The sequence below is a fragment of the Paenibacillus sp. TSA_86.1 genome (genome assembly GCF_052691815.1).
The window spans coordinates 219,232-240,195 of record NZ_JBQZGE010000005.1; the positions used below are offsets into that span (position 1 = coordinate 219,232).

Consider the following 20,964-nt stretch of genomic DNA (forward strand, 5'->3'; position numbering starts at 1 on the left):
TGTTTCGAATGTTCGAAGCAGTCTTTTTTTACGTACAAAAGAAACGTATATACGCAACAAAATTACTTCAAAACGCTATATCTTTAATGTATACATTCATATCTCAATATGAACATAAGTGAGGGAAAGCTCTTGTTATCTGAAAGTAATTCCAATTATTTTTTTAGAAAGGGGTAATTTACTGATTAAAAACAACCACTATCCTACCGATATATATAATATAAAAAATATAGCTTCTAGAAAAAAGGGGATAGGTTATGGCTCGGAAAAAATCAGGTTTTCTTCGTTCAATACTCACATTTTGTTCATTACGGCAAACGGCAGGACAGATCATGTTGTCTTCACTGATCATTGTCATTGTCTGTGTTGCGGTCCTTTCGGTTACCTTCTATGTTCCTACATCTAATCAGGTCAAAAGCTATTCAACGAAACAGCTCGTATTAGATACAAAATTGCTGGCCAAAGAAATGGACATCAAAATGAAAGAGCAACAAACGGTCGTAAAAATGATCGCCGAGCGAGGTGTGTCGATCGGGGACAATAAAGAGCAACAGATGCAATTTCTCTCCAGTTTAAAAGAGCAGCATCCTGAGTTTACTACAGTTTTGTATTCACCTGATGTAACAGGACAGTTTGCGATGGACGCGACAGGTAAAGAATATGACTTATCGAAGCGGCCTTATTTAAAAGAAATTCAGGCGGGGCGTCCTTATGTCTCTGAACCGTTAATTTCTGTAGTGGATAATAAACTTGGCGTTGCCATTGGTGCGCCGATCATAAAAGATGGTCAGCCGGTTGGTTTCTATACAGCTGGATATCAGATTAATGAATTGGTTGAAGATGTAAGTGCATTTAAGCACGGCAACACGGGACAAGCGGTGTTGACAACAGCGAGTGGAATCTTTATCTATTCTCCAGATGAGACGAAGATTATGAATAGTAATATTACGGATATGGGTAACACCAATATGAATAAAGCATTTTCTGAAGCGGTAAAGGGCAATTACATTGCTTTTGATTTTCAAATAGATGGTGTAAATCGACTTGGCTACATGACTCAAACAGAACTGAATTGGGTTGTTGTTACATATATGGATGAGAGTGAGTTTTCGAAACCGGTTAACGATCTACTAAGACTTATACTTACCGTAGGGATTATTATCGTTGCGGCAGCATTGTTACTAAGTATTTTAATCGCGACCAAAATTGTACGGCCGATTCGTCAACTGACACACGGAATTGATCTGCTGGCACAAGGAGATCTGACGTATCGTATTCCTGTAAAAGGGAAAACGGATATTAGCGTAGCACTACATTCATTTAATAGATCCAGTGAGCAACTACATCAGTTGATGACAAGTGTTACGGATTTGTCCGGCCAATTAACCGATTCTGCGAAACAGCTTGCGGTCGGTGCCGAGCAAGGCTCCAATGCATCACAGAGCATTACGGAGGCCATTATGGTTGTCGCGGAGAGCTCGGAGCGTCAAACGTCCAGTGTACAAGATGGTAGCAAGGCAGCAGAAAATATTGCAGTGCAAATTAACGGTGTTGCCACACATAGCTCCAATGTATCAGCCGTTGCTTCGGAGGCTAATGTGTTGGCAACAGATGGATCTGCTGCGATGAATGATATGGGCAAGAAGATGGATGAGATGGAATATGGTATTCGTGAGTTGTCGAACACCATTCAGAACCTAAGCAGTTTGTCCAATTCTATTGGTGAGGTTGTAGGTGTAATTAGCAACATTGCACGGCAAACGAATATCCTTTCCCTGAATGCCGCAATTGAGGCATCACGTTCTGGTGAGGCTGGCCGGGGATTTGCTGTCGTGGCAGATGAAGTTCGTAATCTTGCTGGACAGTCGATTGCATCCGCAGAGCAGATTGCCGGTTTTATTGGGCGCATTCAGGTGGAAATTGAGCGTACACTTCATGCATCTGAACAGACCGTTGAGCAGGCTGCTCAGGGTAAACAGGCAGGCGAGGTTGCAAGTGAGCTATTTACGAATATTCGCTCTTCTGTGGAGCAGGTCGCTGACAGTATCCGTAGCGTGACGGCTGCCGCGGAGGAAATTGTCTCTGGCACAGGGAGCTTGGTGGGCTCCATTCGCCTCATATCGGAGTCAGCTAGCGAGACGGCAGCAGAGACCCAAAATGTCTCGGCCGCTGCACAGCAGCAAATGGCCTCCATGGAGGAAGTGGCTTCCTCATCTGCAGAACTTGCCGACATGTCAGAGAAACTGCGTTCACAGATTGAGAAGTTTAAATTGTAGTTTTATATACGCAATAGACTAAGAGGTATTTATGAAGTCATGTTTTATTAAAATAGACATGTGAAATCAGGCAACCCGCATGATATGGGGGTTGTCTTTTTTTATTTATGTAAAGTTTTCTATCACGTATCTGAAATAAACTAAAATGGAAGCGGTTCAACCATTGACGGAAGGCGGGATGCACTTTAATATTAGGAAAACAATAAAAGAGCAACACAGCATGGACTTCCGTCGCATGCCAAAAGTCTAGTTTTGTCTGCTTTTGTCGATCAAAGCAACAATGCGTTGAAGCGGTCGTTTTGTCCCGCCTTATCGACTAAGGCAACACTTATAAGAAGACACCACATTTTAACCATTGGAGAGGGGTTCTTACAGATGAAAAAAAAGTTTTGGATGTCACTGATGATGGCTGCTTCGATGATCGTAGCGGCAGGTTGCGGAAATAACAGCGGTACAGGCTCGGAGTCCAAAGGATCAGAAAGTACTACAGGTGGAGGCAGCGCCGAAAAATCCTACCAGATTGCCATCTCCCAGATTGTTGAACATCCATCTCTGGATGCTACACGCGAAGGTTTCATCGCAGCCCTGAAAGATGCAGGTATTGAAGAGAACAAAAACCTCAAGATCGATTACAACAATGCGCAAGGTGATTCTACGAATAACTTGTCCATTGCACAGAAAATTGCAGGCGATTCCAAAAACGACCTCGTGCTCGGGATTGCTACCCCATCAGCACTGGCTCTCGCGCAACAAGTAAAGGACAAGCCACTCCTGTTTGCAGCTGTAACCGATCCACTGGGTGCCAAGCTCGTGAGTGACATGGACAAGCCGGGCGGCAATGTAACTGGTGCATCGGATACCAATCCAGAGGCCATTGTACAATTGGCTGATTTTATTGCTAAAAATCTACCGAATGTAAAGACGGTGGGACTGGTCATCAACGAAGGTGAACCGAATGCAGTGGTGATGGCTGACAATGCAGAGAAGGCTCTGGCAACTCACAACATCAAGCTGGTCAAAGCACCAGTGACCAATACATCGGAAGTAAAACAGGCAACAGACTCGCTGGTAGGCAAAGTGGATGCGTTCTACATTACACTTGACAACTCGGTGGTAAGTGCGGTGGATACGATTATCCAGACAGCGAACAAAAATAAAATTCCGTTCTTCTCCAGTGATCGGGATACGGTGGAGAAAGGCGCTTTTGCAACAGTAGGTTTCAAATATTATGACCACGGCTATCAAGTAGGTGAGATGGCTGCGGACATCCTGAAAAATGGAACCAAACCAGGCGACATGAAGGTTACCGTGCCCGACAAGCTGGATCTGATCCTGAACCTGAAAGCGGCTGAAGCTCAAGGCATTACAGTAACGGACGAGATGAAGGCGGAAGTGAAAGATCAGGCGAACAACATTATCAAATAATAAACCAAAGACCAAATTAATTTATTGAGAAGCTGACAGTATGACAATACTTCGGCAGACGGATGGGGGGCGAACGTGTATGTGGGTTCGCCTCATTCTTTTCGGATAGAGATAGACAGGGAGGAAGCAGTGTGAGTATAAGTTGGAATTCCATTGAAGGGGCTATTGAGCTGGGGCTGTTATATGCGCTGATGGCACTGGGTGTGTACATTACGTTCCGCATTCTGGATTTCCCCGATCTTACCGTAGACGGAAGTTTTACTACAGGAGGCGCGATTGCGGCGGTCATGATCTCCAATGATTACTCCCCTTGGCTGGCTTGTTTGGCTGCCATGGCTGGCGGCATGGTGGCTGGAGCACTCACAGGTCTGTTGCATACAAAAGGCAAAATTAACGGACTGTTGTCCGGGATTCTGATGATGATTGCCCTATATTCGATCAACATGCGTATTCTGGGTGCACCGAATAAATCCATTATGGGCGTAGAAACGCCGTTTTCGGGTGAACATGTCATGATCCTGATCATCATCGTTGTGCTAGTATTTAAAATCATGCTGGATCTGTTTATGAAAACAGATATCGGACTTGCGCTTCGCGCTACAGGGGATAACAAACGGATGATTCGCAGTTTTGGCGCGAATACCGATGTAACGACCATTATTGGAGTCAGTTTGTCCAATGGACTGGTGGCCTTGTCTGGTGCGTTTATTGCCCAACAATCCGGGTTTGCTGATATTACAATGGGCATTGGCATGATCGTCATTGGTTTGGCCTCCGTCATTATCGGCGAAGCGATCCTGGGTGCCAGAACGGTATTCTGGGCAACACTGGCAGCAGTTATAGGTTCCATTATCTATCGGATTGTGGTGGCACTGGCCTTGCAAGTGGAATGGTTTGATACATCTGATCTGAAGCTGATCACGGCTGTGATCGTTATTATCGCACTTGTCTTCCCGACGATACAGCGTTCGATGAAACAGCGCAGTCTCGCTCGCAAACGAACCGAAGAACTGATGCAATCCGGCGGCCAACAGGCAGAGGGGGGCATGTAGTATGTTGCAAATTAAACAAGTCACCAAACTGTTTAATCCGGGTACAACGGATGAGAAAACAGCTCTGGTTGGTGTGAATCTGACGATGAATCCGGGCGATTTCGTCACGGTCATTGGCAGTAATGGCGCCGGGAAATCAACCTTGATGAACATTATCTCAGGGGTGATGAAACCGGATATGGGCGACGTGCTCATCAACGATCGTTCGATCAAAAATCTGCCAGAGCATAAACGCAGCAGCTGGATCGGACGCGTCTTTCAGGACCCGATGGCCGGAACGGCACCGCATATGTCCATTGAAGAGAACATGGCAATGGCGTACAAACGCGGCAAAGGACGCGGACTCGGCTTTGGCGTGACACGCGCCAGACGTGAAATCTTCAACGCGCAGCTGGAGAAGCTGGGCATTGGACTGGAGAAACGGCCGAATGCCAAGGTGGGTCTCCTGTCTGGTGGCGAGCGTCAGGCACTTAGTCTGCTGATGGCGACCTTCACCCAGCCACAGATTCTGCTGCTGGATGAACACACGGCAGCACTTGATCCATCCCGTGCCGAACTCATTACAGAACTGACGGAGACACTTGTCCGCGAGATGAGGCTTACCACACTCATGGTAACGCACAATATGGAGCAGGCGATTCGTCTGGGCAACCGTCTGATCATGATGGACAAAGGCCGAATCATTCTCGATGTCAGCGAGGAACACAAACGTACACTTACGGTGCCTGAGCTGCTTGGCGAATTCGAGCGGATTAGCGGCAAGAAGATGGCAGATGACCGCGTGATACTGGGATAAGCTACCAATGTGCAGGGATTCTTTCTGGAAATGCAGTTCACATTCTTACCCCAAAACGGGTGGAATTCATGTGAAGTCAGATCCACAACTATCGTTGAGAAACAGGGCCCTTTGCGTTATCGCAAAGGGCCTTTTTATGGTATGTTGAAAGTGACAATTGAAAAATACTTGAGAGATACATAGATACATTAGAAAGAAAAGATAAAGCAGATTGCTGATCTGTGTATGACATATATGAGAGCACACAAGGGAGGAACGAGGATGTCTCTGCAATTTGATGAGGGAACCTATACGGTATCTCAGCAAATGGATTCCATTCGCCTGCTGGCGAAGGAGTTTGCGCTTTTGCATTTTCTGTACGAAAACAAAGATAAGGTCTTCACACGCAGTCAACTGCTGGATCGGGTATGGCCGCTAGAATATCCGGTGGAACGCACGGTAGACGATCACATCTATCGTCTCCGTAAGAAGTTGAAGCGCTGGGATGAAGTCAGTCTGGATACGGTTCGTGGTTATGGATATCGGCTCGCTTTACGGGACTATAAAGCCATGTTGCCCCCGAATCCGTCTATCCATGATCCCGAGATGCAGGAAGTTGTGCATGGACTGCTTCGGAAATATCATCTATTTGGCCAAGGGAATTCAATCCAGATGCTGGTTCGTCAACAGGAGGCACTCGGCGTACGAATTGAACCGTACTACCAGTTATACCTGCATTTCATACAGGGAGATCTGGAGTGGCTAATGAATACAGCGGAGTTTCCTTTGGAGGAGCGTCTGTATTGGCTGCTGATCTATGTTCATGCTCTCGTTGAACCTACGGAAAGTCTGATGTTATACAAACAAGCGATTCATTCATCTGTTCTGCCCGCAGAGCACTGCCAGGAACTTAGGATTCTTAATATCATCGATATCTATGCCGAGACAGGCCAGTATCAGGAAGCCAAGAAGCAGTTGGAAGAAACATATCGGGTGATGGAAGCAAACCAGTTAATCTATTTCAAGTTACCTGTGAGTATTGCCGCATTGTCTGTTGAACTATGGGGTGGGAGCGGTGAGGCCGTTGAGGAACGTATAGCCGTTCTGCGAACTCAATTAAAAGACGCTCCTTATCTGAGAGAAATCGGCCGTTTCCAGGTGATGGAGGGCTTATGGCTACTGCGGCAGGGACGGGTACGAGAAGCTGAACTGCGAATGGATGATGGTCTGGAAGTATTGAAAATGTCACTCCATGCACCGCTTTATCTTAATTCAGCGTATCAAATTCTCCTGTTCATGGATCATCACCGAGTTGAAGGAAGGCTCCGCAAAAAATATCAACAGATTTATACAGAAATTAGTAAATCCTATGGCGTTCCCGTATATGGGCAGCAGATCGTGAAGACGATCCGTGACTTTTTATCCGCTGATTCCTTATCCTCTGATCTTCCTCTGACATAACTCACCTAAGATTACAGCCAAGGACATCATGTTCGCAAAACCGCTGTAATCAAGGGAGGAAGTACATGTATGACAGCTAACTCATCAAGAAACGACACATCCGATTCGTCTAAAGCAGGTAATTCATCTGGTGAATCTGTTGCAAAAACCTCGAAAAGCCTCTGGACTAATCTCAAATTTGTGCGTCTGTTTATTGCTTACGCACTCGCCACCTTTGGCGATTGGTTCGATACACTCGCTATCCAAGTGATGGTCGCCTACCGTTGGGGAGCCGATCCGTTGATCATCGCGCTGATCCCTGTCTGTATGGCTGTGCCGGGTATCTTGTTTGGCTCGGTAGCTGGTGCTCTCGCTGATCGGCTGCATAAAGTGAGAATCATGATACTTTGTGATGGTATTACCATCGCACTAACGGTGGGCATCTTATTTGCTCCAAGTCCGGCATGGCTGCTGCCACTTCTGGCTCTGCGTGCGATGATGAGTGTGTTTCACGTTCCTGCCCAGCAGGCATTGACTAGGCAGATCGTTGCAGAGGAGCAGCTGTTTCAGGCCTCGTCGATGAACGGGTTCGTGAATCAGTGTGCGAAGATAGCTGGTCCTCTATTGGGTGCAGTCGTATTGGCCTTTTTCTCTCCACAAATCTGTATTCTGATCAATGCGTGTGCTCGGCTGTTATCGGGTGCTGTACTATGGCCTTTGCGACGATTGGTAGAGAAGAAAGAAGCTGGAGTAACCGATGAGCATAACGAAGAGAATCAGAAGGAACCCGAGACCTTCTTCAAGCAGTGGCAGCAGGGCTGGAAGTATCTACGCCACACCCACACAGTCAGGAATACCATCGTGTTTGGCTGTCTTGGCCTCATGTCTATTCTGATGGTCGAATATCAATTTACGACCCTGTTTCGGGAAATCAAGCCAGGGAATGAATCTATGCTCGGCTGGCTCGGTTCATCGGTTGGTACAGGAGCTGTTGTGATCATTTTGCTGTTAAACCGATTGCCAAGAATAGGGTACGGATGGGGTCTAGGTGGTGGATATTTTCTCATTGGCGCCGGAATTGCAGGACTTGGCTGGGTTGGTCCGGATACGTCGACGGCATGGATTATTATGTTGGGTCTGTGTACAGGTCTGGGGAATGGACTGTTTATGGTCACGATGAATTATTTGCTGCAAAAAGAGACCTCTCCTGACTATGTAGGACGTGTATTCGGCATTCAAAACTCGTTATACAGCGTTGTGCTGGTCGCTGCCCCGCTGGCAGGCGGTGCGATTATCCGCTCGGCGGGACCAAGCCCGACGTTTCAAATGATCGGTCTGGCTACGCTAGCCATTGGTCTGACAGGCATCCTGTTCCAGCGTATGTTGTGGTCGCTTAACAGAAGATCCACTTCGAGTGAAAAGGTGGGATCTGCACAGCAGGGGATTTCATAAATGGCTTGTTTGCATCGCGGGAGTTCTTCAAATGGGGAATGCAATTCAAAAAGATGGACACCGTGTTGCGTTAAGTCCTCTTGGCTCTGTCCACCATATCTTAGCATGCAAAATAGCCGCATTCGGTCCTTATCCGAACGTGGCTATTTTTGATATTTATCTATCAGATGTGGCTGCAGATATTCACACTTCCCACCAAGTGAAATACGTTGTGGAGGCTAATAAACCGGCAACGGAGAGTGATCCGGTGACGGACAGGTTTATGGCCTGACCAGGAGGGATCACGTATTTACCGAACTCGTTGGATTGAAATGGACCAACTTGCAGAGGCATGGACATGATAGCGGTAGCACCGGATGGGGCTGCTGTAGAAAATCGAACAAGAGCAACACTTGTGTTACTGCTGGACAGATTACTGTTTACGGCTGTAAGTGTATTTGGCGATGAGAGTGTACCGTTTGCAGTCAGGGTCAACGTGCCGCTGAACGAAGACAGCAGATTGAGTGCAACAGTAATTCCACCAGACAAACGGGAAACATACAATGTTCTGCCGCTTCCAGTTGGATTGGCGAGTTGCAAAGTGGCCGTTACGCTTCCTCCAAGCAAACCCAGTGTGGTGGAGTTAGTGGAACCTGCATTGTACAGGTTACCTGTGCTGCCCGCACTATTCTCGGGTGGGGCAACAATACCGGGCGAGATATATGTGTTGGTATTCGACGTATAGACGGGGCGATTTAATGGATTAAACACATTATTATTTGGCACGTTGTGCACCACCTTTGATCTGAAATCTGGTTAGAATTCCCACCAAAACAGGTTAATCGCTCCGGTCTGATTACCAATGCCCAAACTAATAGATAACGATTGTCCTGGGGGAACAACAATGGAGCCATTCAAATCCAAAGCATATAGGCCTGAAGTGAGCGGGATACTGAGCAGGCTTGTGAAGGTTCCCCCGAGAGTCCCTGTATTCTGTCTTGTCGTTACGATGCTGGTATTGGCATTGCCCAGCAGTGTATTGACAGGCACGGGTGTGCTGCCGACAGTCACGGTTCCGCCGGAATAGACTACGAGTGTAGCTGCTGCTGTTGTGCCCCCTGAGAGGCTCGCAATGCGTATCGTTCTGCCGCTACCTGCTGCATTCAAAATTTGCAGAAGTAGATTTTGGTTGGAGGGGATCGATGTATTGTTCGTGGTCAGGGCGAAAAAACTGCCTGCCGCAGCCGCACCCGTGTCTGGAGCCGCTCCGATTCCCGGGGCCGCAAATGTGTTGGTCAGCTGTGTGAATAAAGGGCCATTGGACTGGTTGAACACATTCGTATTGGTCATCCCGCTTGACCTCCTCTGAACCATGGAATAGATGAAAAAGCCTATATCCTGCGTTATTTCGCCTGTCCTCATTACTAGCATGATATGTAAAAGGAAGGAAAAGCGTTTGGGGATTCCATACGAATCTCCAAATAACGGCGGGTGCCGTGCCCGTATTTCTATTTCGGGCATACGATGCGTAAGCACATTTTTTTAAGGGGAAATCGAGATGAGTCGAACAGCGAAGCGAAGCAGGAAGAGAACAAAACCATCAGCCAAGCAGACCATCAAAAAGACAACCAAATATGTCAGTCGCCATGCATCCCGTTGTTCTCGCCGCGCCAAACTGCTGAAGCCCCCTTGTTCCCGGATTACTCGTCCCCGGTTCAAACAGGGTGTTTTCTCACGCACGAAACTCCCTGGTGCTACACACTGTTTTACAGAGCATACCTATACCGGAGCAGAGACAAGTCAAGGTGAATATGCCCTCCCGCCTCAGGATACCTCATCTCTGAGCATGTACAGCTATGGCGTCGTGAATCGTGGAAAACATCCAGCTATCGTTCAAGTTCAGGTCAGCCCGAATGCTGTAGATTATGCAGTAGATAGTCAGGAAGTCATTGAGGGAGGCCAGACCAAGGCGATTGTTCCCTTGCGATTTCTGCATTATACCCGGTTAGTTATCTTGCCTGTGAATTCGGCTCAGCCAACCCGGCTTGATGTTTATTTTCAGGCACAGCGTATGTTCGTAAGGTAGCTTTATTACCCAGATTGTCCAGGGAGGAGGACGAGGCTCATGCCTAACTTTACAACGTTTAATACAAATCCGGATAACCTGAGAACACTGATTTTTGGTCAGGATAGTACGGGTACGGCCCAGCCCGTCAGAACGGATACAAGTGGAAATGTAGTAGGTATCATTCTGGACGGGACGATCAGCAACATTTCAGGTCTGACCACGGTGACTATTAATGCAGGTACAATCACCAACATCCTGAATGGTACGATCACGAGCGTGTTGGGAGCGACAGTCACCGCCGGAACATTGACAAACTTGCTGAACGGTACAATCACAAGTGTGCTAGGTGCAACGATCACGGCAGGAACGATCACGAGCGTGTTGGGCGCGACAGTCACTGCCGGAACGTTGACGAACCTACTGAATGGTACGATCACGAGTGTACTTGGAGCCACGGTAACTGCTGGAACATTGACGAACTTATTAAATGGTACGATTACCAGTGTGCTCGGAGCAACGATCACAGCAGGGACAATAACAAGCGTGCTAGGCGCGACAGTGACCGCCGGAACGCTGACGAACTTGCTGAACGGTACAATCACCAGTGTGTTAGGTGCAACGATCACAGCAGGGACAATAACGAGCGTGTTGGGAGCGACAGTGACCGCCGGAACGCTGACGAACTTGCTGAACGGTACAATCACCAGTGTGTTAGGTGCAACGATCACAGCAGGGACGATCACGAGCGTGTTGGGAGCGACAGTGACCGCCGGAACGCTGACCAACTTGCTGAACGGTACAATCACCAGTGTACTTGGAGCAACAATCACAGCAGGGACGATCACGAGCGTACTAGGAGCGACAGTCACTGCCGGAACATTGACGAATTTGCTGAACGGTACGATCACCAGTGTGCTCGGAGCAACGATTACGGCGGGTACACTCAGCAGCGTAACATCCATCTCGCAGAAAAGTTTTCAGGAGAATCAACTTGTCGGCACACCGACTGCTAATACGTTTACACCATTGCCTGCTGTAACAACCAGTGTGTTTGGTACGTACTCCTTTTTCGTGTATAACAGGGGACCGGGTGTGAACAGGGTAGATGCTCAAGTGGAGATCAGTGCGAACGGAACCAACTGGTACACGGATGTGACTACGGTAACGGGTATCCTGTCTGGTTCTGTTGATGTTTTGGTACCCCAACGGTTTCTGAAATATACTCGACTCTCTTATCGCTCAAGCCTGATCGGTGCACCAAGTACGATCGATGTGTTCTTCAATGGACAAGGCACATAACCCGCTTTGCTGTCATATAGGTACATGGAGTTCACTTTGGTGGGCTTCATGTATTTTTTTGTATTGGAGGTCAAGCGGATGCAGAACCGGTTACTCGGTATCCATATGATTGTGCAAAATGAAGAACAGTGCCTGCCTCGCTGTCTGGACAGCTTGAAGCAAGCAGGCTTGGAATGCTTCATTACGGATACAGGCTCGTCCGACCGGACGCCTGATATCGCCAGAACATATGGTGCGACCGTATTGCGAGCTGACTGGGAGGATGATTTTGCGAAAGCCCGAAATATTAGCTTGCCCTTGGCAACCACAGAATGGATTCTCTGTCTGGATGCCGACGAGTATGTGATTGAAGGTCTGGAAGAACTGATGGCTGTTCTGCCAGGTGTCCATAAGAGCATTACCAGATTGCGCATAACGATCGAAAATCATTACGGTGAAGGGTTAGAGGACAAGATTCTGTCCCATCCGGTACGGCTGTTCCGGGCTCATCACGGTTATCGGTACACTGGACGCGTTCATGAGCAGTTGATCCATCAGGCTCCTGCCGAGCAGAGCTGTGATTTTACACCAAATAAGTCCACGAGAGAAACATATGTACGGTGGGATTGGCCGCAAGCAAATGCAGCAAACGAGTTAGTAGATGCACATGCAGATGCAGATGCAGATGTAAAAGTAAAAGCAGAGGAAGAACTGCTGGTCCCTTTGCGTCTGGGACATGATGGTTACCTCGCAACGGTGATCGCTAAAGGTGATAAACCCAAGCGCAATTTGCGCCTGATTGAACGAGAATTGGCGGATCATCCGGCACAGCCCTTTCACCTGTACAATCTGGGCGTAACACGCTGCCAGCTAGGTGATCTGGAACAGGCAGCGGATGCGTTCGGGGAATCGCTGGAATTTGCCGAATTACAGGCTCCGTATCGCGCCACGCTGGTGAAAGATTTGGTTAAAGTGCTGGTAGCGCTGGAGCGTTACGAAGAAGCACACATGCTGCTCACCGCAGAATGTTGTCGTTACCCTGCATATCCCGATCTGCATTTGTTGTACGGAGAGATTCTGGAGCGTCAAGGCTTGGAGGAGCGGGCGTATCGCGCCTATGCACGAGCGAGTACCTGTGGCTCCAGACAGGACGATCAAGCGAGGGCTAGCGGCGGTGAAGCAGTAACGAAGCCTGTTTACGTAACAGAAGCGGGCTCGGGCAGTTACCGGGCATATACGTCCATGGCACGGCTCGCACAGAAGCGGGGATTCGGGCAAGAAGCCGTTCGACTATATGAGCTGGCGCTGGAGCACCTGTCCACCTATAGACCGGCATGGATGGGGCTGGCGGATGTACTGCAACAACAGGGCTTTTCAGATGAACAGATAACAGATCGCTTGCTGCATCTGGCTAATCAATTCAATGAGATACATGGGACAGATCGTGCAGATAGAATGAACCATTTGTGCCCCTCTTTAGAAAAGAACACAGGGCAAGTACGGATAGAGATAAAAATACTAATGGAGATGGTCTATGCCCTCGCTGAATGTGGAGCCTATAAACAGGCATTGCATTTACTCGGCAGTGAGACATCCAATGTTCATATCCCGGCAGGTGATCAACTTCACTGGATGCTGTGTGCAGGCCAAGTCACAGATGCATGGCACCTTGCGGAAAGCAGTTGGAAGGAACAAGACAAGGGAAGTGGCCAGCAGACCTGTAGCTCTTCCATTGCCGTTACGGGAGGGCAAGATGCTCTCTATGCAAACCTTCGAGCAGAAGAGCGGAGTGACTGGGCGCTAGCTTGTTGGGCGAACGGAAGACGGTTATCTTCTTCTTTTCTCGCTAAATCACCCCCGGCTGAAAGGGATATGTGGAAAGTAGCAGACCATTTGTTGTTTGAGTACACACCGGGTTCATCTACTACCAATCCTATACCGCATGTGCCCGATGGGCAGCTACTGAAATGGGATGAGTCAGCACAAATGGCTGCGAAGCAAGTCGTGATCCGTGCTATTCAGAGCGGACGGCTGGTTCTCGCACGGCAGCTTCACGAAAGGCTGGCTCGAATCATGTCAGAGCATGAGCGGACAGAAATGGCAATTCGGCGGAGTTATGCAGGTCTGCTTTATCGATATGGATATACGATGATTGCCGCCGAGCTGCTGATTCAGGGGATGACGGAAGGCGAACTGGATGCGGAAGGGCTTTTCTGGCTGGGCGAAACACTGTTTGCGAAAGGACACTTAGAGCAGGCGCTGTCGCTGTTTGAACGGGCGCTGGAGCGTGATTCGAATTACAGTCAAGCCCGTGCTGGTGCAGCGGTTTGTTACTTACAGTTTGCTCTTGATTTGATTCGTCAGGAGCAGAATCGATCCTCGGAACCATCAGTGCTTGTGGCTCAACAGATTGCTTTGGAGCAGCAATTGCGAACCGCGGAAGGTATACCTTGGCGGACGGTATACCGTGCAAAAGAAAGGAGGAATCATCATGCGAGTACATCAGCATCAGAGTCAGCGGAGTCAGACGCAGCGAATCTCTCTGTGCATGATCGTCAAGGATGAGGAGGAAATGCTGCCGCGCTGTCTTGAGAGTGTACGCGGCGCGGTCGATGAAATCATCGTGGTAGACACTGGCTCGTCAGACCGTAGCATAGCGATTGCCGAAGAGCATGGGGCGGTTGTGGTTGGATTTGCGTGGTGCGATGATTTTGCCGCAGCACGGAATGCTGGCCTGGAGCAGGCTTCCGGCGACTGGATTCTCTTTCTTGATGCGGACGAGGCGCTGGAACCAGCAGCACGGGAGCAGATCAGAAGCTGGACGGCGGTCAGCGGATGCGACGGATTGTTTTTGAACATCCATAACTATACGGGTTCGGGTCAGCAGGGCGCGACGGTTAATCCGGTGCTGCGTCTGTTTCGCAATGCTCCGGAGCATCGGTTCCAGGGCCGAATTCATGAGCAGATTGCGGCGGCGATCTGTGAGCGGAATCCAGAGGCGGCATTTCATGTTACGGACATGGTGATTCACCATTACGGATATCAGACGGTGGTTGTGGAGCGCAAGGACAAGGTGAACCGTAATTTGCGTTTGCTACAGCAGGCGGTGGTGGAAGAGCCGAGCCAGCCATTTCATCACTATAATCTGGGCGTGGAGTATTTACGTGTGGGTGAAGCAGAGCGGGCACTCGAATCGTTCGGCAAAGCCCGGAAGAGAATTGACCCTGTGGTGACCAGTTATGCCCATTTGCTGTTGAAATACGAAGTCCGCTGTCTGGAGCATTTGCAGCGCTGGCAGGAGGCGTTGGAACGAGTGGATGAGGCGCTGGAGCTGTTTCCGGAATACACGGATCTAATGCACCATCGTGCGACTTGCGCGGATGCTTTGGGGGATACAGTTATGGCAGAGATGTCACTTCGTGAAGCTGTTCGGCAGGGTCCGCCACCGGCAATTTTCCACACGGAGGAAGGGATGGGCACATACCAGACATGGTACTCATTGGGTCGTTTGCTGGAAGGGAAGGCCGATCTTGAGGGAGCGGTGGATGCTTATGTGGAAGCTGTGCGTGCAAAATCCAGCCTGCTACCGCCACTCTATCGCATATTTCGAATGATGCGAGTGTCGGGGCAGGAGCGGCAGATTCCAGCAGTGATCAAGTCGCGTTTTGCCATGAATTCGGAGGAAGCTTTGTCTAAAGTGCTGGGCATTCTGGAACAGTGTCATTGTTATGATGCGGCGCTTGAGATGCTGGGGGAGATGCCTTCTGTCCCTTCCGGCGTGCAACGGGAGCAACGTTCTGTAGCTGAGGCTGTTCTGCATGTGCAGCGAGGGGACTGGAGTACGGCGCGTTTGAAACTGGAAACCGTGAAGCGGAAAAAGGGTTCATTTGCCCCTATGGCTTCCCGTTGGCTCGAACGTTTGCAATGGCTGGATGGGAAAGAGGGGCAGGGAGCGAGCGGACAGGATGCCTTTACCCTATGGTTGATGAACAGCTCACGGGCAGATGAGAGTAAGGAGAGAGTATCCGAGGCAGAGCCGAGGTTAGCAGAATGGTGGAAGGCCGCAACGGAGGGGGAGAACAGATCGGGAATGGAGAATGTAGCTGGACTTGAGGGTGTAGCGGCCTCAGATCATGCAGGTTTATATGATGGCTGGCAAGCTCTCGGGCTTATGCTGGAAGGGTGCGTTCAGTCTGGAAGATGGCACGCACTGCATGGATTGATTCAACGGGGCCGGCAGCTACTGGTTGAAGTGCATCATGTAACGGAAAAGAGGCCGGAGAAGGAAAGAAATGCTAGTGGTGATCAAGAGATGGAGAGAGAAGAAGTTGAAAGTGAGATAACAGATGCCAAGGGAAGAGGGATTCGTGCACCTTTTCCCGGAGCCTTGGATACGTTGACCGGAACGAGTTGGCTCGTGAAAGGGCTGATTCGTGCAGCGGATTGCCATCTGGCGCAGTTTTCGTCTGATACGGAACAGGTGGAACATGGGAAAAAGCAACGTCATGCGTACTGGCCTGTCATTCAGCATATTCGGCTGGAATTGCCGGGAGTAGATGGATTTGAGAGCTAGGATAAAGAGTGAAAGACGGTAGCAGAAGGAGAAAAAAGGATAAAGATGATAGGGAAAGGCACGGCAGGAGAGGTTTTGCGGCAAGGGGGCGGGTTACGGGTGAAGCATGGAATCAGCTTATGCATGATTGTGAAGGATGAAGGCGAATTTTTGGCTCGTTGTCTGGGTTCCGTGAGTGAAATGGTAGATGAGATCATTATCGTGGATACAGGCTCGACAGATGATTCGGCAGCGATCGCCCGGCAATATCATGCGACGGTTATTGGTGTGGAGTGGAATGGGGATTTTAGCCAGGCGCGCAATCTCTCACTTGCCGCCGCGAGTTATTCGTGGATATTGGTACTGGATGCAGATGAAATGTGGATGAGTATGTTACAAACAAAGTCGGAGTTCATGGATGGGTTGGAAGCAGGGAGTGCAGAAATCTGGGGTTATTGGATTAAGGTAACGAGCCTGCTGGGTACTTCAGGTGAAGAGCGTGTAACGGATGAGGTCTGCCGTCTGTTTCGTAATGATCCCCGGATCGCTTTTCGCGGAAGAATACATGAGGAAGTTGCTTCTTCTATTCTTGCTCTGATGCCGCAAGGGATTCACCATTCGGAAATAGAGGTTGTTCATTATGGTTATTTGGATGAAGTCATTGCTGCGAAACAAAAAGATGTGCGTAACATGCGGCTGATTCGGCTAGCTTTGCAGCAGACACCAGATCAGCCTGAGTTGTTCTATGCGCTGGCTGCCGAGTGGTTTCAACAAGCCCGATATGATGAAGCACTTCGATTGTTGTTGCCACTGCTCGCAGGGCTTGACCCGGCGTGTGGATATCATTCTGACGTGGTCCTAAAAACAGCTTACGCTTGGAGGGAGCTGGGACAGCCGGAACGTGCGCTTTCTGTGGTGGAGACCTGGGCATCGATGTATGGTGATTACCCGGATCTGTTGGAGCTGGCGGCTGTGTTGGAAATGGATCAGGGGCGAGCAGATAACGCGCTGGACTGGTTGAAACAGGCGAAATCTGCTGCATCGACAGCAGGACGGTATACCTCGGTGTCTGGTGCCGGAACTTACCGTAGCCTGACACTGGAAGGTGTGGCGCATGAGCTGGCTGGTCGCTGGGCTAAAGCGGAAGCGGCCTATGCGGCGGCGCTGATGATTCAGCCAAGCAATGGGGCGGCGTGGCAGCGGCTGCTGCTTCTTAGCGCTGCCACAGGGCGCCCGCAGGCCATTGCCGTCGCAGCCGAGGGAGTGGGCTTGCCGCCGTTGGCGTGGCAAGCGTTGGTCTCGGCCGCACTGGCTGCGCATCGGCCGGAATGGCTGCTGCGCCATGCGGCGGCACTGGGCCCGGCACTGCGTGTGCAGCCGCTTGCTGCGGGGCTTGCGCTGGCGCAGCTGGGCGAGGATGCAGCTGCCAGCGCGTCATTGCAGCTGTGGCGTGTACAGGTGCAGCACGGGTCAGAGGCCGAGCTGGCGCTGTGGGCGCTGGGCCACAAGCGGCAGGGCGTGCCCGGGCGCCATGTGGTGGCACGCCAGCGGGTGGCTGCGCCGGAAGCGGCGCGTGCTGCCGAGGCGCTGCTGCGCGGCGAGGGCGTAGAAGTGGCTGGCGGCGATGCGAGCTGCATAGCGGTGCGGGCACGGGCTGGGTTAGATGAGCATGCACACGTTCAGGCGAATGTGAAGATGCGGGCAAGGCTGAATGAGCAGGCGAGCGTGCACGAGCAGGCGCAGTCTGCGCCGCAAGGCCATGTGCCGCTGCCGCGCAGCAGCGCCCGGCGAGCAGTGCCCGCACCCGCGGCAAGCGCTGCGATGGCACTGCTCGCGCCCGCGCAGGCGCTCGCCGCCGTAGGCGCATGGCCCGCATGGCTGCGCCTGCTGCAAGCCCTGCCGCCGGGCTGCGCGCTGGCGCTGCTCGCAGCGCTCCCGCCTGCGGCCCGCTGCGGGCTGCTGCGCGCACCCGCACGCGTCCGCGAAGGGCTGCTTGCGCTATGCAGCTCGCCTGGCGGCGCGCAGCAGCCCCTCGCGGGCGCAGTGCCCGCCGCTGCGCTCCTGGCGGGCACGCTCGCGCTGCTCGCCGGGCGGCAGAGCCTGGCGCGTGATTGGGCCGAATTCGCGGCCCGAATCACTGCACGGCATGCTGCCGCCCAAGGCCGCCCGGCGAAGGCACCGCCGCCGGGCCTGCAAACCTTGCTGCGCCTGACGGCTCCCGGCGCAGCTACTGCCCCAACCTTCCAGCAGCAGTGCAACATGCTGCTGGTGTACCTGTAATCCGGCGTCTTCATACCGCCGGATTCACGGGATGCCCCTCCTTTTCGGCACAGCAAAAAAGCCGGGGCATCCCGGCATATACTGATTCATTTGAATTTTTAAATATTTTTTTGATAAATAAATAGCGTAGCGTTTCATTCCTGATTTCCCCTTATATCAAGCTTGGATCATAATTGTTCTCTTCAAAGGCACCCATGGAATGTTCACTTAGACGCCATACCGAAGGAGCTTGCTGTGTAACGATAGATGTATCAAAATGATGTGCCTCGCTAAGCTTATCCCTTTCCCGTCTTACAGATCACAGCCCTGAAACAGCGAATCGGTGCGCCATACATATCCGAAAATATTGCGTCCTCGGGTTCGGTCACGTTCAGCTTATCTTCAATCCTCAGCCCCGTGACAGCCATGATCGTCTCCAGCAAATCCGGCCGCATCTCGGGCACATCAAAGGTAGCGATTAACTGGCCTTCCGGCTTCAGCACCCGGGCAAATTCGCGGAAAGCCCGCAGCATTGTGCCGGTGTCCAGATGTTCCAGAACGGAGATGCAGAATACACGGTCAAACTGCTCGGTAGCATAAGGAAGCTGAGCCAGATTGGCTTGAGCCCGGTTGAGCCGTGTCAGATAGGTTTCTGGCAGATTCCGGGATGCCTGTTCACCAAAATCGGTAGCAATATCCAACCGAATCGCCTCTTCCGACAAAATGCGTTCATCCCAGTCGCACGCATGAACTTCGCGGCAATGCTCTGCAAGCCAGAATTTGAACGGGTGAGATATGCCGCATGCCGCATCCAGCACCACATCATCCGGGCGTGCAAACTGCCGGGCCCACTCATACTCGTAAGGACGACTCCACCACGCAGGATGAAGCGGAAAGACCAGCGTATCCGTCTTTGGGTCGCTTTGCCGAATGTACCTAGATTCCAACATTGCCGTGATGTCAGGTGTGTTCATCATGTCCGAATCCCCTCCCTCAATCCTGTCTCCGTTAAAAAAGATTCCAGAACCCTGCTCCACCGGCTCCGCCATATGGACAGATCATAAGACAGCGCCGTTTCGCGCGCATAGATGCCAAGCCGCTCCCGCTCGGCTCGATCCTGAACGAGACGAACGAGCGCGGCAGTCAGTGCCTGCTCACCCGGAGGAACGAGCAATCCGTTGAACCCATCCTGAATCAGATCATTGAGCCCGCCGACATTTGAAGCGATAACCGGAAGGCCACAGCTCATTGCTTCCAGACAAGCGTAGGATGTTCCCTCCGAGAATAACGTAGGAATGACCACGATATCCGCCTGATGATAGGCATTACGAATCTCTCTAAAGTCGTACGTATGCTGGTATATGCGGGCTGTATGCGGATGTGTGCGCTGCCAATAGCGAAAAGCTCTGCCCACCGTACTGCCTTCTACCAGTTCCCCGGCAAATTCAACCTCCACATCTGGAAAAGCCCCCAGCAGCTTATCTGCCGCCAGCATCATAGGAATGATACCGCGCTCGCTACTGATGCGACGTGGATACAGAATACGGATTGCACGTGGAGCCGAAACGGGTTCATCATTGTTTGTGTGAGCCTGCCCTGAATGAGGGATGGTTCCGGTAGTCACGCTTTCTACAGAGATAACACTGGAGGCCTCCAATAACTCTGAATTAAAACTTTTTGTTATGGCCATTTCCCCTGAACGGCTACATGCATCTAAATCATCTTGATCTGCTCTATCGAGACCCGCTATGTTATCTTCGGATTCCTGGACAATGATATCCGGATGTTCACCCTGCATGGTCGTATCTCTTTTCCACGCAGCCATCCATTCTTCTTCGTTTTGCTGAGGGAGTGTCCTCCTTGGCGGAGCCGGAACAAAGTATGAGGTGTCCACAGCGTTGGGAATCAATACGATTTGTTCTGAATCGGTGTACGTACAAGCTGCCCGGCAGAAGGTCTGGAAATGAGAGTCCACCGAGACGATGCGAACCAGTCCGTCCAGCGCCAGCTGAATATGTTCCGCGACCTGGCGTTTGGTCTCCAGCGGCAGACCGGGGCGATCCCAATTAATGCCGTGGCATATTCCGAGGCTACCGGGTTTGTAGTTAATGGGCTGCCACAGGCAACTTGCATAGATAATAGGTCCGCGAGCGGCTGCGGCCATCCGGTCAAAAGCTTCAGGTACATTTTCCATGTCATAATCATAGCCGTAGACGTCAATCTGTTCGGTTCGGGTCTGGAACGCTTCGAAATAAGACAGTTGATGTACCTCGGGAATATGACCGAGTCCGCGGATCACACGGCATAGATCGAGAACGTAACGTTCCAGTCCGCCGCCGAAAACCCGGTTAAACTCCCGATTGTATCCATCGGTAAAACTATGGGTCAGTATGCTGACCACGCCCATA

At 50.8% G+C, this 20,964-nt stretch carries 15 protein-coding genes; 11 read left to right on the top strand and 4 right to left on the bottom strand.

Features of this window, described 5'->3' with window-relative positions; genetic code table 11:
* The first annotated feature begins 257 nt into the window (after positions 1 to 257).
* The 6 genes from ACUTVW_RS13760 to ACUTVW_RS13785 all read left to right on the top strand — a co-directional run bounded on the left by ACUTVW_RS13760 (position 258) and on the right by ACUTVW_RS13785 (position 8,420).
* Complete coding sequence (locus ACUTVW_RS13760) at positions 258 to 2,276, top strand: methyl-accepting chemotaxis protein (protein ID WP_445646322.1); 2,019 nt, start codon at positions 258 to 260, stop codon at positions 2,274 to 2,276.
* Between the two features lie 375 nt (positions 2,277 to 2,651).
* Positions 2,652 to 3,701 (top strand): ABC transporter substrate-binding protein, encoded by a 1,050-nt coding sequence (locus ACUTVW_RS13765; protein ID WP_445646323.1) that lies wholly within the window; start codon positions 2,652 to 2,654, stop codon positions 3,699 to 3,701.
* A gap of 191 nt (positions 3,702 to 3,892) precedes the next feature.
* The gene (locus ACUTVW_RS13770) at positions 3,893 to 4,753 is read left to right on the top strand and encodes an ABC transporter permease (protein ID WP_445646415.1); all 861 of its coding nucleotides are present in this window, start codon (positions 3,893 to 3,895) and stop codon (positions 4,751 to 4,753) included.
* Position 4,754: 1 nt separating this feature from the next.
* Positions 4,755 to 5,549, top strand: coding sequence for an ABC transporter ATP-binding protein (locus ACUTVW_RS13775; protein ID WP_445646324.1), 795 nt, complete (start codon positions 4,755 to 4,757; stop codon positions 5,547 to 5,549).
* A 261-nt stretch (positions 5,550 to 5,810) separates the two neighbouring features.
* Complete coding sequence (locus ACUTVW_RS13780; RefSeq protein ID WP_445646325.1) at positions 5,811 to 6,989, top strand: winged helix-turn-helix domain-containing protein; 1,179 nt, start codon at positions 5,811 to 5,813, stop codon at positions 6,987 to 6,989.
* A 69-nt stretch (positions 6,990 to 7,058) separates the two neighbouring features.
* Positions 7,059 to 8,420, top strand: a complete 1,362-nt coding sequence (locus ACUTVW_RS13785; RefSeq protein ID WP_445646326.1) for an MFS transporter — start codon at positions 7,059 to 7,061, stop codon at positions 8,418 to 8,420.
* 183 nt (positions 8,421 to 8,603) lie between these two features.
* Here ACUTVW_RS13785 and ACUTVW_RS13790 read toward each other — a convergent pair whose 3' ends face one another.
* On the bottom strand, positions 8,604 to 9,185 hold the full coding sequence (locus ACUTVW_RS13790; RefSeq protein ID WP_445646327.1) for a hypothetical protein: 582 nt from the start codon (positions 9,183 to 9,185) through the stop codon (positions 8,604 to 8,606).
* Positions 9,186 to 9,215: 30 nt separating this feature from the next.
* Entirely contained in the window at positions 9,216 to 9,749 is a 534-nt protein-coding gene (locus ACUTVW_RS13795; protein ID WP_445646328.1) for a hypothetical protein, read from the bottom strand.
* Positions 9,750 to 9,957: 208 nt separating this feature from the next.
* On the opposite strand from ACUTVW_RS13795, the gene ACUTVW_RS13800 reads away from it, so the two are divergent.
* From ACUTVW_RS13800 to ACUTVW_RS13820, 5 genes are all read left to right on the top strand, one after another.
* A complete protein-coding gene (locus ACUTVW_RS13800) occupies positions 9,958 to 10,485 on the top strand; it encodes a DUF6385 domain-containing protein (RefSeq protein ID WP_445646329.1) in 528 nt (175 codons plus the stop codon).
* Between the two features lie 39 nt (positions 10,486 to 10,524).
* Positions 10,525 to 11,766: a DUF6385 domain-containing protein gene (locus ACUTVW_RS13805; RefSeq protein ID WP_445646330.1), complete on the top strand. Its 1,242-nt coding sequence runs from the start codon at positions 10,525 to 10,527 to the stop codon at positions 11,764 to 11,766.
* A gap of 78 nt (positions 11,767 to 11,844) precedes the next feature.
* A complete protein-coding gene (locus ACUTVW_RS13810; RefSeq protein ID WP_445646331.1) occupies positions 11,845 to 14,310 on the top strand; it encodes a glycosyltransferase in 2,466 nt (821 codons plus the stop codon).
* Positions 14,237 to 16,318 carry a tetratricopeptide repeat-containing glycosyltransferase family 2 protein gene (locus ACUTVW_RS13815; RefSeq protein ID WP_445646332.1) on the top strand — a complete coding sequence of 694 codons (2,082 nt, stop codon included), beginning with the start codon at positions 14,237 to 14,239 and terminating at the stop codon, positions 16,316 to 16,318. The genes ACUTVW_RS13810 and ACUTVW_RS13815 overlap by 74 nt, the downstream gene beginning before the upstream one ends.
* Before the next feature lie 99 nt (positions 16,319 to 16,417).
* Positions 16,418 to 18,577, top strand: coding sequence for a glycosyltransferase (locus ACUTVW_RS13820; protein ID WP_445646333.1), 2,160 nt, complete (start codon positions 16,418 to 16,420; stop codon positions 18,575 to 18,577).
* Positions 18,578 to 18,852: 275 nt separating this feature from the next.
* Here ACUTVW_RS13820 and ACUTVW_RS13825 read toward each other — a convergent pair whose 3' ends face one another.
* Together ACUTVW_RS13825 and ACUTVW_RS13830 are read right to left on the bottom strand one after the other, a co-directional pair.
* Positions 18,853 to 19,533 carry a class I SAM-dependent methyltransferase gene (locus ACUTVW_RS13825; RefSeq protein ID WP_445646334.1) on the bottom strand — a complete coding sequence of 227 codons (681 nt, stop codon included), beginning with the start codon at positions 19,531 to 19,533 and terminating at the stop codon, positions 18,853 to 18,855.
* Positions 19,530 to 20,963, bottom strand: a complete 1,434-nt coding sequence (locus tag ACUTVW_RS13830) for a glycosyltransferase family 4 protein (protein WP_445646335.1) — start codon at positions 20,961 to 20,963, stop codon at positions 19,530 to 19,532. The genes ACUTVW_RS13825 and ACUTVW_RS13830 overlap by 4 nt, the downstream gene beginning before the upstream one ends.
* Between the last annotated feature and the right edge of the window lies 1 nt (position 20,964).